We start from the raw sequence: 15,380 nt of genomic DNA, 5'->3' as shown, positions 1-15,380 counted from the left end.
CAAACGTCGAAATCCAGATCGCGCCCCGCGCGATCCGCAGATGGTCGGGGTGAAGCCGGGACAGGCGGCTCCGCCACGCTGCGATCTGTGCGATCAATTCATGCTCCCTCGAATGCACCGTGTGGCGAACATCGCGCGCGCGCCTCGCATATGGCGTTGTCGACGACCTGCAGAAACTCGGCTCTGAAGCGCTCCGCGGTAAAGCGAACCGCATTGCCGCGACACACCTCCGGACGCATCGGCTCATGCGCTTCGAAGCGCGTGATCGCATCGACGATCGCCGGCACGCTCTGCTGCATGAAAAACAGGCCCGTGCCGTAGTTCGGATCCTGCGACTCGATGACCGTTTCGAGCGCCCCGCCCCGGCCGTACGCGATGACCGGCGCGCCGCAGGCCTGCGCCTCCACGAGCGTGATGCCGAAATCCTCTTCCGCGGCGAACACGAACGCGCGCGTGCGCCGCATCAGGTCGACCAGCACGGGTGTCGGCTGATACCCGAGCAACGTGACGTTCGGCCCCGCCAGCGCCTTCGCGCGCTTGAAGTCCGGCCCGTCGCCGACGACGACCAGACGTCGATTGGGGAGGCTCGCGAACGCCTCGACGATCAGCGGGATACGTTTGTACGGCACCATCCGCGACGCGATCAGATAGAAATCCTCACGGTTTGTGCCGAGGTCGAAACGATCGACGTCTACCGGCGGATACACGACCGTCGAGCCGGCTCCATAGATCTTGCGAATCCGGCGGCCGATAAATTCCGAGTTCGCGACGAACGCATCGACACCATGCGCGGTGCGCTGATCCCAGATCCGCATGTAATGCAGCACGCTGCGTGCGAGCCAGCTCTTCGGGCCCTTCGTCACGCCGGCCTGCATCAGGTACTGGTGCTGAAGATCCCACGCGTAGCGGATAGGCGAATGCACATAGCTGACATGAACCTGGTCGGGCCCGGTAATGACCCCCTTCGCAACCGCATGGCTCGACGAAATCACGAGGTCGTACGCGGAGAGATCGAACTGTTCGACGGCCAGCGGCATGAGCGGCAAGTACGTGCGAAAAGCCGTTCTCGCCCGAGGCAGATGCTGGATGAACGAGGTCTTCGCATGCTTGCCGCCCAGCGCGGCGCGATGCTCTTCCGGGAAGAAGTCGACGATGCTGAACAAGTCCGCGTCAGGCCAGATCCGGATGATCTGCTCCAGCACGCGTTCGGAGCCGGCATACGTCGTCAGCCAGTCGTGCACGATCGCCACCCTGCCGAAGCGCGTTGAATCGCTGACGGCCGTATCGCTTTGCATCACATGAGCCATGTCGACATCTCTTCAGTATGTGCGTGAGGTAATCGATCCCGGCGACAGGATCGCGCCCGGGTGATCAGTACGCGCCGTGGCCCTTGACGACCACCTTGATCGTCTTGAACAGGATCACCACGTCCCGAAGGACCGACCAGTTCTTCACATAGTCCACATCCAGCGACACGCGCGTCGCATAGTCGGTATTGCTGCGGCCGCTGACCTGCCAAAGCCCCGTCATGCCGGGCCTGACCTGCAGGTAGTACTTGACGTCGGCGCCGTAACGCGCGAGCTCTTCATCGACGATCGGCCGCGGCCCCACCAGACTCATCTCTCCGCGCATCACGTTCCAGAGCTGCGGCAGCTCGTCCAGGCTCGTGCGGCGCAGAAAGCGGCCGATACGCGTCACGCGGACATCGTTCTTGAGCTTGAAGCCACTCTCCCACTCGGCGCGAGCCTGAGGATCGGTTTCCAGAAGTTGCTTGAGCATCTGGTCCGCGTTCACGACCATCGAGCGGAACTTCATGCAGCGAAATTTGCGGCCATGCTGCCCGACGCGAACGTGTCCGTAGAACGCCGGCCCGCCGTCGCACCATACGACGACCATCAGCGTGATCAGCAGCGGCGACAGCACGACGATCAGCAACGCACCGCCGACCACGTCGAAACAGCGCTTCACGATGTACCGCGCCGGCACGGACGGGCGCGCTTCGCCGGCCGATGCCGGGGCGGCGGCGCCGATGCCGTAGCCATGTGCCGTCTGCCAATGGCCGAGCCACGCCGGCCGCGCGACAGACAATGCAACGAGGGCGGCCGTATGTGAAACGAGAAGCGAAATCCCGCTCACCAGGGTCCAGTAGATGAACCACGGCAACAACGGCGGCGCGCTGCGATGAATCATGAACAGCAATACGAGGCCGCACAGCTGCACGACGAACCACGCGAGCGTCGTGCGGCTGATCGCGCTTGCGAGCGACTTCGTGCATCGCGCCGAGTAGGCGCCGCACGCGGGGAATACCGACAACGCAAGCGCGGCGACGAATGCGACCAACGAGGGATCCAGTCGGGGTGGACTGCCGATGTCGGCCATACCGACACGGGATGTTCCGACCGCGCCCAACACGATCAACGTGACGTCGATCGCTCTGTGGAAATATCCAGGCATTTCAGCTTCCCCCAGCATTGCAGCCACCGCGACGGTCGTGCCACGAAACCGCCGACGTAGCCGGTCCTTCCGCTTATGACGACAGCACCGACCGAGGACTGGAAATGGCCGCTGGCCCCCGTCCCTTCGCTACTCGGCGTCTGTCGCCCGCCACCCCGATTCATGATCGATCGTACTGAAGGAAGCACGCGTGCTCTGTTATGAAACCCACAAAGAAATACCGTAATTCCGCAAAGCGTCTGTGGACGGCTCCTTTTAATTAATCGAAATGTTCATATCGAATCGGGCGGGCGAAATTCATACGATCATCGAACGAGCGATCGCGCCGTTATCCCGCGCAACGTTTCTCTCTTGAAACGACGGATGCCCGCCCCGCACTGGTTCCACGCGCCGACGATTCACTCCTGCAACGTTTTTCATCGAATTGGGCATTTAAAAATGCCGCCTCGTCGCGCTTACCCTTGGCACGCCTCGTTTCTTTCACTGCTGGCATACCGCATGCTGAGAAGTGGATCGGGAAAATCCGGCGCGTATTCGTGAATCAATGGCGGCATCACTCGGAATCGGTCCGTTCCGGATCGAAGCCATTCCATTCATCCATCGCCATGCGCGCCGCAATCATCGCGTCCTGATCCTGTGGCGGAACGGCACGCTCCGAGGCCTCTTATGCAAAGCAAGCGCGTGCTGATCGTGAACGACTACGATGCCTTCGGCGGGGCCGAGCAGGTCTATCGATTATCGGTGGAGACGTTGCGGGAGATGCCCGAAGTCGTGGTCGAGAAATTCGACAAGGGCGATGTCGCGGAGGTCAGCCTGGCCGCCCATCCCGTATGGAACGTGCGTGCCGCGCTGGCGCTGGACAGGACGATTCAGCGGTTCATGCCGGATCGCATCTGGGTCCACAATTACCACGGCTACATGTCTTCGTCGATTCTCGGCGTGATCCGGCGAAACAGGCAGCGGTTCGGCTACAGGACCTATCTGACCTGCCACGACTACCACCTCGTGTTTCATAACCCGCTGATGCTCTATTACCCACGCGGGCGCGTGGTGCCGGTCGCGCTCGATGATATCGGCACGCTGCGTCCGCTGATGACGCGCTCCAGCCCGCGCGGCTTCGTCTACGACACGCTCAGGAAAATGCACTGGCTGGCCATGGACCGGCTGACCGATCCGCGCAGCGCCTTCGATCTGTTCCTGTGCCCGAGCGTGTTCATGCGCGAAGCGTTGCGCCGGCGCGGCATCACGAACAGCGTGTTCTTTCCCAATCCCGTCGCGATTCCGGAATGTCATCCACGGCGCGCCGGCCGACGCGATGCAGGCCTGCAACTCGCGTTCATCGGGCGAATTTCGGCGGAAAAGGGCATCGGCCAGTTCCTCGAGCTGCTGGCGGCCACGCAATTTCACGGCGTGCGGTGCATCACGCTGTTCGGCGACGGTCCCGACAGACGCCGGTTGGAAAGCCAGTACGCTTCGCTGATCGACGCAGGACGTGTGTCGTTCGCGGGCAGCCTGCCGCACGCCGAGCTGTTTCCGCGTGCGCGTGGGCTCGACGCGCTGGTGCTCCCGTCGATTTGCGGCGAGAACGCGCCGCTGGTGATCGTCGAAGCGGCCGCGCTCGGCATGCCGATCCTCGTTCATGATCTCGGCAGCATGTCGACCTTCGGTGACGAAATCGGCAACAAGATCAAATACTCGGCGAACCCGGCCAGCCTCGCGGCAGCACTCGATGCGCTCGCCGATCATCTCGCGAACGCGCAGCTGTCGTACGACGTGGGCTTGTACACGAAGTCGCGTTACGCGAGCGAGGTGATGCGTCACTTGTCGCTCGGCGAGCCGAACACCGCGCTGCCCCCCGACGCGCGCGATCCAGTCGCGAACGGAGCGCACGCCCATGTGCCGTCCCATTGAAATGACGCGCGCGGCGCGCGGCGCGTGCGTTGCGTTTGCGCTGGCGGTGCTGGGAAACGCGCTGCCGGCATGGAGCGGCACCGACACGAATCCTGCGCCACGCACGTCGCCGGCGCGACACCGGATCACGGAGTTGATCGGCACCAATGGATGGCCGGGCTCGGACGAAGATATTCCGTACTGGCAACGCATGGGCCTTCGCTGGGGACGCGATTCCGTCGGCCCGGGTCAGCCCGGCCCGCACGACGGCCGGATCGATATTGACCGGACCGGCCCGAGCTACGGCGCGGAATTGCCGCCGATCCTGTTGCGCAACAACCGCAACGGCATCAAATCCCTGCTGTTCGTCGGCTATACCCCGGCATGGAATGCGTCCGTGCCCGGAGACGGGTTTTCCGCGCCGAAGGACGTCGCGGTGTGGGAACGGTATGTCGAGGCCGTCGTGAAGAAGTATTCGGCACCGCCGTACAACGTCAAGTATTTCCAGATCTGGAACGAGGCGGCGGGCCCGCTTTCGGGCGGCTCGCCGCAAGCGTCGTTCTGGCATGGACCGGGCAACAACCGCAATCCGGCGCTGGCCCGCCCGTACCCCGACGCGATGCGCGACTATGTCGAGCGGATTCACATACCGGCAGCCCGAATCATCCGCAAGTATCACGCGTACGTCGTCTACGGCGGCTGGCCCGACCAGGGCGGCCTCGACAACTACATGCGCTGGCTCGAATACACCAGCCCCACCGCTCACACCCGAATGCTCGATTGGGTCGACTATCTCGACGTCCATTATCTCGGCCTCGACAGCCTCGACCGGCTTTACCAGCGCTACGTCGCCACCGGCAAGGTGCGCGGCTTGTGGCAGACCGAGATGGGCGATACCTACATCGACAATCCGAATTACCTGCCCACGTACTTTTTCGATCTTGCCGCGTGGGCGCTCGATCGGAATTGGGACGACCCCGACAAATACGTGTCGATGATCTATCACTGGGACGGCAGCGAGCCGTACCGGCTCACGCATCGCGGGTCGACGCGCGTCTATAACGCGTCCGGGCGCTCGCTGATCACGCTCAGGTCCGTCTTGTCGGGCCCGCTCGCTGCGTTTCATCACCGGATCGAATTCAGCCCCGAACTGTCGGGCAACGCGCTGATCTCCGGCGACAGCATCGTGTTCCAGGTCGGCGGTACGCCAGGGCGCAGATGGCTTTCGGTCGACGGCCTGCCGGCACCGGCATCGGGCCGGTTTCGCATCGATTACGTCGATGCCATCCTCGGCACGCCGATTCCGGAACCGCGTCTCGTGTCGTCGTGGGCCGGCGGCCACCTGTCGATCAGCTTCTACGTACCGGAGCCGCGACCCGGCGCTGACGACAAACCGTGCCCGTGTCTTGGCTATCTCGTCGTGACGCCGCTGCCGTAAGTGCCACGCCGCGCGTCGCGGGAGGCGCCACTTTTGCCGCCCCACCGGCGCGCCGCACGCGCCACGACAGCAGCAACGACACGACCAGCGCGAGAATCAGCACATTCGACGGCGTGGTCAGGCGGTGCTCCGTCGTGCCCATCGCGAGCAGGCACACCGATGACAACTCGACGAACGTATACGCGCCGACACTGCTGCGGCGCGCAGGCAGCGTCGATGCGGCGCCTTCCACTGCCCATTTGACGAGATGCCAATAGAAGGCGAGCATCAGCGCGAGACCGATCACGCCCAGCTCCGCGGCGATATGCAGGTAGGAATTGTGTGCATGCGCATCGGTATGGAGCACGGTGACGTCCCGCGGCTGGCCGACCACACCGAAATAGTTCACGACGTCATGCACTTCGTCGTCGAACGACCCGACACCCATCCCGATGATCGGGCTTGCTTCGAAATACGCCAATGCCCGCGGCCACAGCCATCCGAAGCGCACGTCCACGTTGGCCGTTTTCGCGTCCACATCCTGCACCGTGTGCTCGTGGGCCATGTAGTCGACTGCCGATTGCGTGTGGTTCCAGGCCGCGCCGAACGAGAACGCCACTGCCGCGGCCATCAGCACCGCCACCAACCAGCGCTTGCGGCCCAGCAACAGGTACGCGATTGCGGTCGCCATCCCCAGCATCGATCCGCGACTGTAGGTGGAAAACACGAACATCGCGTTGAGGACCAGCAACCCGAGCACGAGCTTGTCGTGGCGCTTCACGTAGCAGGCCAAGCCGAGACAGAACAGCATCGCGAGGAAACCGCCGGCGGCGTTACGGGCAATGAAGTAGCTGCCGAACGAGTCGTTGGCGTTCGAGAATATCGCCAACAGGCCGTTTTGCGCGACATAGACGGCATAGGGCGGCAGGTTCGCGAGCACGGCAAACACGAAGAAGCGTCTCAGCGCCTTGTCGAGATCCAGCTCATGCGAATACAGGCAACCCGCGAGAATCGGCGCATAGGACACGAAGAAGTTGCCGTCGTGGCGGTAGAAGTCGTACGACAGCAACGCTTGCGGGTCGTAAAGCAGCGTCGACCCCAGCGCCAACAGCCCGAACACGGACAAGCAGGTCACGAACGGCGGATAGCGCCGGTCGAACAAGCGCCACGCGCAGAGGCAAATCGGCGCGAAGCCGATCGCACTGACCGGGATGAAGTTCGTGATGCTGAAAAGCAGCGCGATGAGCGTGATGTAGACCACGGGAAGCAGCTCGAATGGTGTCGGATAGTGTTCTCACCGGCACCCTTGGGGCGCCGGCGACGTCGTTAGTTGATTTGCCACCTGGCCGGCTCGTCGGCGATATAGGCGCTCGTGTATTGGTAAAGGCGCTTGTCGCTGCGTCGAATGGCGACGGCATTGAACACCGGGCCGATCACGCGCGCGCCTGCCCGCTCGAGCCGGCTCAGCGTTTCCTCGATCTCGCGCTCGGTCTGCACGTTTGCACGCAGCACGAGAATCGTCGCGTCGGCGCTGCCCGCCGCCATCGACGCATCGCTGACGGCCAGCACCGGCGGCGAATCGACGATGACGAAGTCGAAACTGGCACGGAACTCGTTCAGCAATTCGTTCATCCGCGGCGTCGACAGCAATACCGACGGATTGGCTGTATACGGCCCGGTCGAGATGAACCACAACCTGTCGTCGATGATCGGCCGGATCGCCTGGCGTGCTTCGATGTGCCCGGCCAGCAGATCGGCAAGACCGCATGCGCGCGGCTGCCCGAAGCGAGCGGCGAGATTGCCGCGCCGCAAGTCGGCGTCGATCAGCAGCACCCGACTGCCCGTTTCCGCCAGGAGCACGGCAAGGTTGGACGCGACGAAGCTCTTGCCGGTCGACGGCGTCGGGCTCGTGATCACCAGCACCTTGCTGGGCACGTCCGCCATCTCGTTGACGACCGCGGTGCGCACGCAGCGCAGCGCCTCGACCGACACATCCTGAGGGCACCGCATCGCCAGCAGCGTGGCGCGCAAGTCGCACACCGGCGGCGCGGCTTCGTCCGCGGCGCCTGCACGTCCGTCCGGAATCCGGGGAGCCTGCGCATCGCCGCACGCATCCGGCTCGCGTTGCATTGCATCGACCTGCTGCAGGCAACGCGAGAGCCTGACCTGTTCTTCGCTGAACGGGATCACGCCCAGACCGGATAGCCGGAAGCGCCGCTCGACGGCAACCGGATCCTCGATCTTCGACGAGAACCGGCGCGGCACGGTAACGAACAACACGCCGCACATGAGCCCCAGCACGCCGCCGATGGGGATGATGAAGGCGCTCTGCGGCTTGATCGGCGCCGCGGGTCGCACGGCGGCATCGAGAATGTGCGCGTTGCCGATCGTGCCCGCACGCGTGACCGACAACTCGTTTGCCTTGCCGACCATTGCCACGTAGATCTGCTCGGCCACTTTCGCATCGCGTGTCAGATCGGCCGACTGGCGCGCGGCGGCAGGCATGCTGGCAAAGCGGGCCTCGAAATTGCGCTTCGCCATGTTGAGCTGGCCGAGCTGCTGATCGATAGTCCGGACTTGCGCGCTCTCCGTCGTGAAGCGCTCGAGCATTTGTGTGCGCTGAATCGAGAGCGTCGCGATCTGTCGGTCGAAGTCCATGATCCCTTGCAGGTAGACCTGGCTCTCGCTGGCCGGCTGCAGCGAAGCGGTCGTCGCCTGATGCTTGGTGAGCTTGTCTTCCGCCTCCTTCATCTCGGTACGCAGGCGCGGCAGCTCGCCGTTGACGAAGGCCAGCATCCGGGTGGCCTCGTCCTGACGGTATGCAATATGCGAGGCCATGTAGTTCTGCGCGATATCGTTGGCGACCGCGGTGGCACGCGCGGGGTCGGCACTCTCGTAGGAAACCTTGATGAGGCCGGTATCCGCGCCCTGCTCGCTCACCCGCAGATCGCGCAAGAAGCGCTGCATGGCATCGATGTCGTTATAACGGACCACGCCGAAGCGCATCCCCGAGTGCGCCACCAGTTGCGTAATCCGGATCCGCACGCCATTGCCGGTCGCCTCCTTGCCCACCGTCCCTTCCACCAGCACCCGTCCATTCGGATCGGCAAGCCGATAGCCGCCATGTTGCAGCGCGATCAATTGCAGTTCCTTGCTCTCGAGACTGGCCGGCACATCCAGAACGGCAATATCGGCTCGTTCTCCGCCCCAGCCGTAGTCGCTCAGTCCGAGCCAGGGCGCGGCGAGATGGCCGGGCGTCGCAAATCGCTCGGCAATCTGGCCGAGCACCGGGACTGTGCGCGGCGTAACGGACACGAACAACCGGTATTGCTCGATGATCGGCGTCAGCACCGAGCGGCTGCGGATGATCTGTATTTCGGTCTGGCTCAGCTGCGCCATCGGCGTGGCTGGCTGCTGCTGGGTCTGCGCGGTCGGCTGCGCAGCGATGCTCAGCCCGCCGGAATTCGATCGATCGACCTGCAGAATCGCATCGGCGGAGTAAACGCGCGTGGCGAACACGCAGTAAAGGCTCGCCGCTATCGTCACCGCCGCGGTGATGAGGATGACGGTCCAGATGTTGTCGATGACGAAACGCATCATCTCCTTCGGAGACGAACCGCCGGTTTCATCGCTGGCATCGATCGTCCCCATTTCAAGCTGTCGGGCAATCATGTCGAATACTCCTTACGCACGACTCTTTCGAAATCCGAAATATCCGCAAGAGACGTCGTTCGTCTTGCGATATCCGTAGTCTGTCATCGGCGGGCGCCGTGTATGTTCACCAGCGCACATTGCACGTTCCATATCGGGGCGCGCTCGCGTATCGACAGGGTCGCGGCCGGATCAGAACTGGGGAAAATGCCCGCGCAAACCGCCGCCCTTGCGCAGATAACCCAAAAACGGCGGGATGCCCGTCAAATTGCAGATGAACCACCGGAGCGATGCGCGATCGTCGATGATGATGGTTTTCAGACGAAACGCGTCGCTACGGTGATCGTTCCAGCCGACATCGCAGGTTCGCGCGCTCTTGTACCCCGCCGCCTTCAGCAGATTGATTTCCCGCTTGCCGTAATTGCCGTTCGGATAGGCGAAGTGTTCGCAACGGTTGCCGGTCAACGCCTCGACTTCACGCCGGGATTCGATGATTTCCGCTTTGCATTCGCTGTCGCCGCAGCGCGTCAGTATCGGGTGAAAGCGCGTATGCGCCTGAAAATCCACGAATGGGCGCATCGCTTCGAGCTGTTGCAGGTTCAGCCCTGTCGGCTCGTCGTCGCCATCCTGGTCAAAGCCGTGCACACGCAGCTCGGCGAGGCGTTGATCGTTCGCGAGGCGCTTCAGGCGCTCGACGCCAAGCTGCTCCGCGGCCGGATGCAACCACCAGTGCCTGCGCGGCCGGCAGACAATGCGGCTGCACAGGAAAATCGTCGGCCGCACCTTGTGCTTGATGAAGATCGGCAGCAGGCGGGCATTCCCCGCCAGTCCGTCGTCAAACGTGATGGCCGCGCGCGGACGCCCGTTCCCCGGCAAACCGCGTGCGTCGAGCGGCACGAGATCGCAGATGGTTTTCAGGTAAGTGAGGTGCCGATCCAGCGTCGCCGGATCGGGGTCGTGGTAGAGCAGGATCGCCACTCGATCGCGCCATAGCAACACGCGAACCATATGGTCGATGCCGAACAGCATCACACATCGCGAAAGGATCTCTCTCAACATTGCTTTACCCGAGATCATCGTCGACTCTCCGTATCGTTGCATTCGAGCAACCGATTCGAATGGTTTCGTTCAGCAACGGTGCGCTGGTGCCGGTTTCCTATAACGAACCGTCTCGCTCGCTCGTCGGCTCGAGGAGTTGGCCTGCCGCGTCGCGCCATCCGATCTTCGCCGTCTCGCTTCGGTGCGCGTTGCCGATGTGCAATGCCACGTGCGGAGCGGCGTGTTTTGCCCCGTAGACGAAGCGCATCACCGGACCAAAGGATTGCGCGGAAGCCGGGCCGATCACGTAAAGCCCGCGCACCGTCGTCTCGAAGTGGCTCGTCAGCTCCGGCCCGCCGCTGAAGAGTGAAATCGACTCCATGATTTCTTTCGAAATGAACGTGTGCCGCGTCATGTCGGTCTTGAATCCGGTGGCGACAATGACATGCGAAGCCGTGACGGTCGACTCTCCGTTCCCGTTCGCGACCCGCAGCGCCACCTTGTCGTCGTCGATTGCCGCGCTTCGTACTTCCGTGCCGACGGCGATCGGGATTTTGTCGACGACGCGATCATGTAGCCACCACGCGCCGGACGGCCCATGCAATCGCTCGATGAGATGCTTGCGCAATCGCGGGCTCAGCGCGTGAAAGATCTGCGGATATTCGCACAGCACATGCGTTCGCCAGCCACGGCCCAGGCCTGCGTCCGGACTCCGCATCTTCGACACGAACGAGCGCTCGGTTTCCGGCGTCGGATTCCAGTCCACCGACTGATCTCGCACCAGCACGCGAACGCTTGCGCCCACTTCGTTCAGCAGTGCAGCCAGCCCGAGCGCCGATTGCCCGCCACCGACGATGACGATGTCCCGTCCGGCGGCCCACGTCAGGCTGCCGTACTTTTCGGAATGCGACACGTAGGTATCCGGCAATCCCTGCAGCGCCGGCGGTGTGTGGGCAAATCCCTTGAGGCCCAGCGCCATCACCACCCTGCGCGCGTCCAACGTGCTGCCGTCGCTCAGGCTCAGGTTGAAGCCATCGTCGCTGCGGCGCAGGTCGACGACTTCGACCGGCCGGGTCTCGACGGCCAGGGTTGATTGAAACCAAAGCCCGTAGTCGACGAAGGTTTCCAATGTCAGCTTCATGCCCACCGGCTGATACGGGATGCCCTTCACCCGGCAATAGTCCTTCAGCGTATAGCCGCGTCGCGGCGCACTGAGATTCGAAGCAAATGCCTCCGAGCGCATGAGCATGCCGGGCGGCATGTAGTTTCGCCACGCGCACATCGGCTGACCGAGGATTTGATGCGGCACGCCGGCGGCCTTCAGATGTGTCGCGAGCGACAAGCCGTACGGACCTGCGCCAATGATTACCGTGTCAGTCGATGGCATTCTTTGCCTCCCTGAGTATTTGTCGAGCAATCCGCGTACGCTTTTTTTCCCTCCACCCTCTGACGACGCGGCGCAGAGGACCAATCGCGCAGTAAAACTGCAACGCCGGCAACGGATCGTTCCATCGGAAGTAGCCGTCGATCATCCTCGTACCGGCACGCGTCAGGCGGGGCGGAGGCCGGTCGAGGAAGGTCGCGCGCCACGCGACCGATGCATGATTCATTTGAGCGGGCAATGGCGGAAAGCCGAGTTCATATCGATACGCGGCCGCGGGAATATTGACCCCGCACAGCGTCGCGATTTCCTCCTGCCAGTCCGTCCTTCCGACGGTCGGCTCGATCATCACGAATTCCTTGTAGTTGTCGTCCCATTTGTATTCCATGCTGCCCATGCCGACCATGCCCGCGCGCTCCGCGAAGTCCAGCGTCATGGGCTCGAGGACATCGCGCGCTTCATCCGCGGCGACGCAAATCGCCGTATTGCCGATGTCGGGGGGATCGCTCAGGATCTTGCGGCCGGTGAACACGCTGACGACTTCGCCGCCCGCTCCGCGATAGAAGAGTGTGAAATGGATATTGCTGCCCGGCCCCTCGATCCATTCCTGTGCGACGATGCCGCCCGGTGAACTGAGCATGACGACCGCATGCTCACGCGCCTCGCTCAACGTCCGCACGCGCACCGCCCGCTCTTTCTTCCCCGTCAGCACGTAGCGCTTGTCGTCGGGCTTCAGCACGCACGGAAAGCGCAGCTCGGCGAGCAGGCCGAGGTCGGCCTGCGTCTGCAGAATGACGGAGCGCGGAACCGGGAAACCGTGCTGCCACGCAAATTCATGAAACGACGACTTGCTGCTCAGGAGCTTGACATTGCGATCCTCGGGGAGACAGAAGCAGAACCATTTCGCCAGCTCGTCGCGGTTCTCGGACACGGAATGAACGGCATCCTCGTCTGTCAGCAGGAGCACCGGCGGACGCTCGAACGTCGCGCCGAGACGCGCCATGTCGTCGACAAACTTGCGCCCCACGAAGCTGCGGATCAAATGCCCGCGGACATGGCGCGACCACAAGGCCGGCCCGATTCGTTTGCAATCCACCGCGACGATCGGAACCCGCTCGCGGGCGAGCGAGCGGACAACGCCCAGCCCGTTGAGCGAGCAGCCGACCACGACAACCGCGACCTTCTGGTCAGAATCGTATGCGTGCGACATGGAAACGTCTCCATCAATTGTGTCTTTCATACGCCGAATCCCGTCGGCACCCTTTCGTGTTCGTCAAAGCCCGGCATGCGCATCGATCGACGGGGAAACGCCTTCGTGCGCATCGGCAAATGGCCCGGACTCGATGAATCGAATCAGGTGACGCATCTCAAGGAAGAAGGTTATGCGCACGTGGCCTCCGTTACGGTGTGTTAGAGCACACTCGCATACGAGCGGCGATGCGAGACCAAGGCTTGAGAGATTCATCGATATAGATGTATGAGCAACCAATGGCATGATGCGTACGCTTCGTCGTTCTAACAACATGATCGATGGGATGAACGCGATCATTCAGCGCGCCGCCAGGACGGCGCGCTGAATGATCGGAAAACGAAGGGTTACAGAGTCCCGCCCGCCGTCAGTACGCAGCGTTTCGACCGGTGGCGAGGGTCTGCGCGCTCGGCAGGAGCATGTTGATGACGCGGCTCCAGCGAACGAGCGGCGACGCATCGACGAACACGACATCGTTCGGCTTCAGTTCGAAGTCGTTGGCCAGCGCCATTGCAACCGGCGATCGAGCGTCGAGATGGAAAATTTCCGGTTTGCCAGGACGCTTGTTGCGCACGACATACACCTGCCCGGCATCGCCCGAGTATTGGCTGACCCCGCCGGCGGACCCGAGGGCCTCGTTCAGCGACAGCCGTCCGTTGTTGAGCGGCAGCGAGGTCGCGCGCCCGACTTCGCCCAGCACGAACACCTTTCGGTCGTTCACGGAGTACACGCGCACGAGGTCGCCATCGCGCAGCAGGATCTTGTCCGGATTGATGCCCTTTTCGATCATCGCGGCGATGTCGACGACGGCGGTATCGTCGCCACGCGTCACCGCGACCGCCGCACGATCGCCGTTCGCGGTAAAGCCGCCCGCCCGGTTGATCGCCTCGGGCAACGTCATCGGCAGGTCGTTGAGGATCTGGATGCCCGGGTTGCGCACTTCTCCGTCGAGATAGACGCGCTTGCTGCGATATGCCTGTATGCGCAGCGTCACCTGCGGGTTGCGGATGTAGCGAGCGATCTTCGACGCCAGCAGGTCGCGCGCTTTCATCTCGGTCAGGCCGCTCAGCTTGATCGGGCCGGCATAGGCAAATTGCACGTTGCCACCGGAATCGACCGTATAGCCGGCGACGACCGAGTTCGATCCGGCTGCGTCCGCGCCGGCGCCGATCGTCGGGGGCGGCATGTTGAGCTCCGGATGATCCCAGACGACGATGCTCAACACATCGCCGGGACCGAGCGTATAGGGGCCGGGCCGGGCAAACAGTTTGCGCACTTTGGTGGGGATGCCCGGTTCGACGGCGGCGCGTTCGGTACGGATCAGCTCGTCATTGATCTCGATCAGCGAGCCCGCCGGGGCCGCGTCGCGTCCGGATGCAGCCGAGCCCTTCCCGCCGGTGCCTCTGGCATCGTGGACCGCGCGCGACGCGTCGCCAAACCGTGCGGTGGTCGCGGCGCCCCCTGCCGAACTGTCGCTGAAGCTCATGCCCGGCGCCAGCGTGCATCCGTTCAGCACGATCGCCGCGATGGTCAGGACCGCCAGCCACGACGTGCCCGCTGCCATGGCGGCCACTGGTCGATCAGAAGCCGCCCTGCCGCCGGATTCAAGCCCCGGCGCCTTCGCCCGTTCACGTCGATTAGGTAACATCGCGTCATACCTCTTCGTATCGAGGCAGCAATGCACGGGCACCGCTGCCGAGGTTGCGTGTATGGGGGCACCGGCCGTTCATACGATCGCAAGAGCCGCAGCGTTCCGCGCAATGCAGTGCGAACGCGTGAGCGCCCACCCTTCAGAGGGCGAACCGCTGCCATGCAGGCACAGCGCTGATATGCGTCGGCGTTGGCCTTACCTCCGAGCGCCAGCGAGAAGCGTGCCACCCATCGGAAATCCAGCCCCTTTGAGGGACACCGGGCGGCGCGCACGAGAATCGCGACGCAAAAACGCGTTTTCGTTTCAAATCTGCTACGTGCCGCGTCAGGTTCGCACTGATTTCCCGGACCGGACGGGGCCGTTTGCGCGCGCGGCTCCGCGCGGCGAACAGGCCGTGCAACGGACGGCAGAGCCGACAACCGACTCTCATCCACAACCGTTGCACATGCACGCGTCGGATGCCGCCCGACATGCGGACTGCGATACGCACGGCCGCGCAACGCACCGGGACCGACTCCGATGTATCCGCGCTGAAACAAGAGCGGGTGTTTCCCTACGTGTTTCCCCGCCCGAGTCGGCACGGCGCGCGCTGCGCAAGATGCGCCCGTTCGTCAGTACCGTCCTCGCATCAACGCGAGGGGCTCGCTCA

General features: G+C 63.3%; 10 protein-coding genes. 2 read left to right on the top strand and 8 right to left on the bottom strand.

What is annotated here, in order from left to right:
- Positions 1 to 98: 98 nt before the first annotated feature.
- Together ACP26O_RS33470 and ACP26O_RS33465 are read right to left on the bottom strand one after the other, a co-directional pair.
- The gene (locus ACP26O_RS33470; protein ID WP_175666229.1) at positions 99 to 1,307 is read right to left on the bottom strand and encodes a glycosyltransferase family 4 protein; all 1,209 of its coding nucleotides are present in this window, start codon (positions 1,305 to 1,307) and stop codon (positions 99 to 101) included.
- A gap of 64 nt (positions 1,308 to 1,371) precedes the next feature.
- Positions 1,372 to 2,454 (bottom strand): sugar transferase, encoded by a 1,083-nt coding sequence (locus tag ACP26O_RS33465; RefSeq protein WP_175666230.1) that lies wholly within the window; start codon positions 2,452 to 2,454, stop codon positions 1,372 to 1,374.
- 666 nt (positions 2,455 to 3,120) lie between these two features.
- Between ACP26O_RS33465 and ACP26O_RS33460 the strand changes: the two genes are divergently transcribed.
- Together ACP26O_RS33460 and ACP26O_RS33455 are read left to right on the top strand one after the other, a co-directional pair.
- Positions 3,121 to 4,365, top strand: coding sequence for a glycosyltransferase family 4 protein (locus ACP26O_RS33460; protein WP_175666231.1), 1,245 nt, complete (start codon positions 3,121 to 3,123; stop codon positions 4,363 to 4,365).
- Positions 4,349 to 5,782 (top strand): hypothetical protein, encoded by a 1,434-nt coding sequence (locus tag ACP26O_RS33455; RefSeq protein WP_175666232.1) that lies wholly within the window; start codon positions 4,349 to 4,351, stop codon positions 5,780 to 5,782. Before ACP26O_RS33460 ends, ACP26O_RS33455 begins: the two co-directional genes overlap by 17 nt.
- Here ACP26O_RS33455 and ACP26O_RS33450 read toward each other — a convergent pair.
- The 6 genes from ACP26O_RS33450 to ACP26O_RS33425 all read right to left on the bottom strand — a co-directional run bounded on the left by ACP26O_RS33450 (position 5,694) and on the right by ACP26O_RS33425 (position 14,728).
- Positions 5,694 to 7,022 carry an O-antigen ligase family protein gene (locus ACP26O_RS33450; protein ID WP_175666233.1) on the bottom strand — a complete coding sequence of 443 codons (1,329 nt, stop codon included), beginning with the start codon at positions 7,020 to 7,022 and terminating at the stop codon, positions 5,694 to 5,696. The two genes, ACP26O_RS33455 and ACP26O_RS33450, sit on opposite strands and share 89 nt — an antisense overlap.
- A 65-nt stretch (positions 7,023 to 7,087) precedes the next feature.
- The gene (locus ACP26O_RS33445) at positions 7,088 to 9,433 is read right to left on the bottom strand and encodes a polysaccharide biosynthesis tyrosine autokinase (RefSeq protein ID WP_175666234.1); all 2,346 of its coding nucleotides are present in this window, start codon (positions 9,431 to 9,433) and stop codon (positions 7,088 to 7,090) included.
- A gap of 171 nt (positions 9,434 to 9,604) precedes the next feature.
- Positions 9,605 to 10,489: a polysaccharide deacetylase family protein gene (locus ACP26O_RS33440; RefSeq protein WP_175666235.1), complete on the bottom strand. Its 885-nt coding sequence runs from the start codon at positions 10,487 to 10,489 to the stop codon at positions 9,605 to 9,607.
- Positions 10,490 to 10,568: 79 nt separating this feature from the next.
- On the bottom strand, positions 10,569 to 11,837 hold the full coding sequence (locus tag ACP26O_RS33435) for an NAD(P)-binding domain-containing protein (RefSeq protein WP_175666236.1): 1,269 nt from the start codon (positions 11,835 to 11,837) through the stop codon (positions 10,569 to 10,571).
- Positions 11,824 to 13,041: a carboxylate--amine ligase gene (locus ACP26O_RS33430; RefSeq protein WP_175662141.1), complete on the bottom strand. Its 1,218-nt coding sequence runs from the start codon at positions 13,039 to 13,041 to the stop codon at positions 11,824 to 11,826. Before ACP26O_RS33430 ends, ACP26O_RS33435 begins: the two co-directional genes overlap by 14 nt.
- Before the next feature lie 406 nt (positions 13,042 to 13,447).
- A complete protein-coding gene (locus ACP26O_RS33425; protein ID WP_175666237.1) occupies positions 13,448 to 14,728 on the bottom strand; it encodes a polysaccharide biosynthesis/export family protein in 1,281 nt (426 codons plus the stop codon).
- Positions 14,729 to 15,380: the final 652 nt, after the last annotated feature.

Origin of the sequence: Burkholderia sp. R-40, assembly GCF_049942845.1 — a bacterium.
GTDB lineage: Bacteria > Pseudomonadota > Gammaproteobacteria > Burkholderiales > Burkholderiaceae > Burkholderia > Burkholderia ambifaria.
This window is presented reverse-complemented; position numbering and strand designations above follow the sequence as displayed.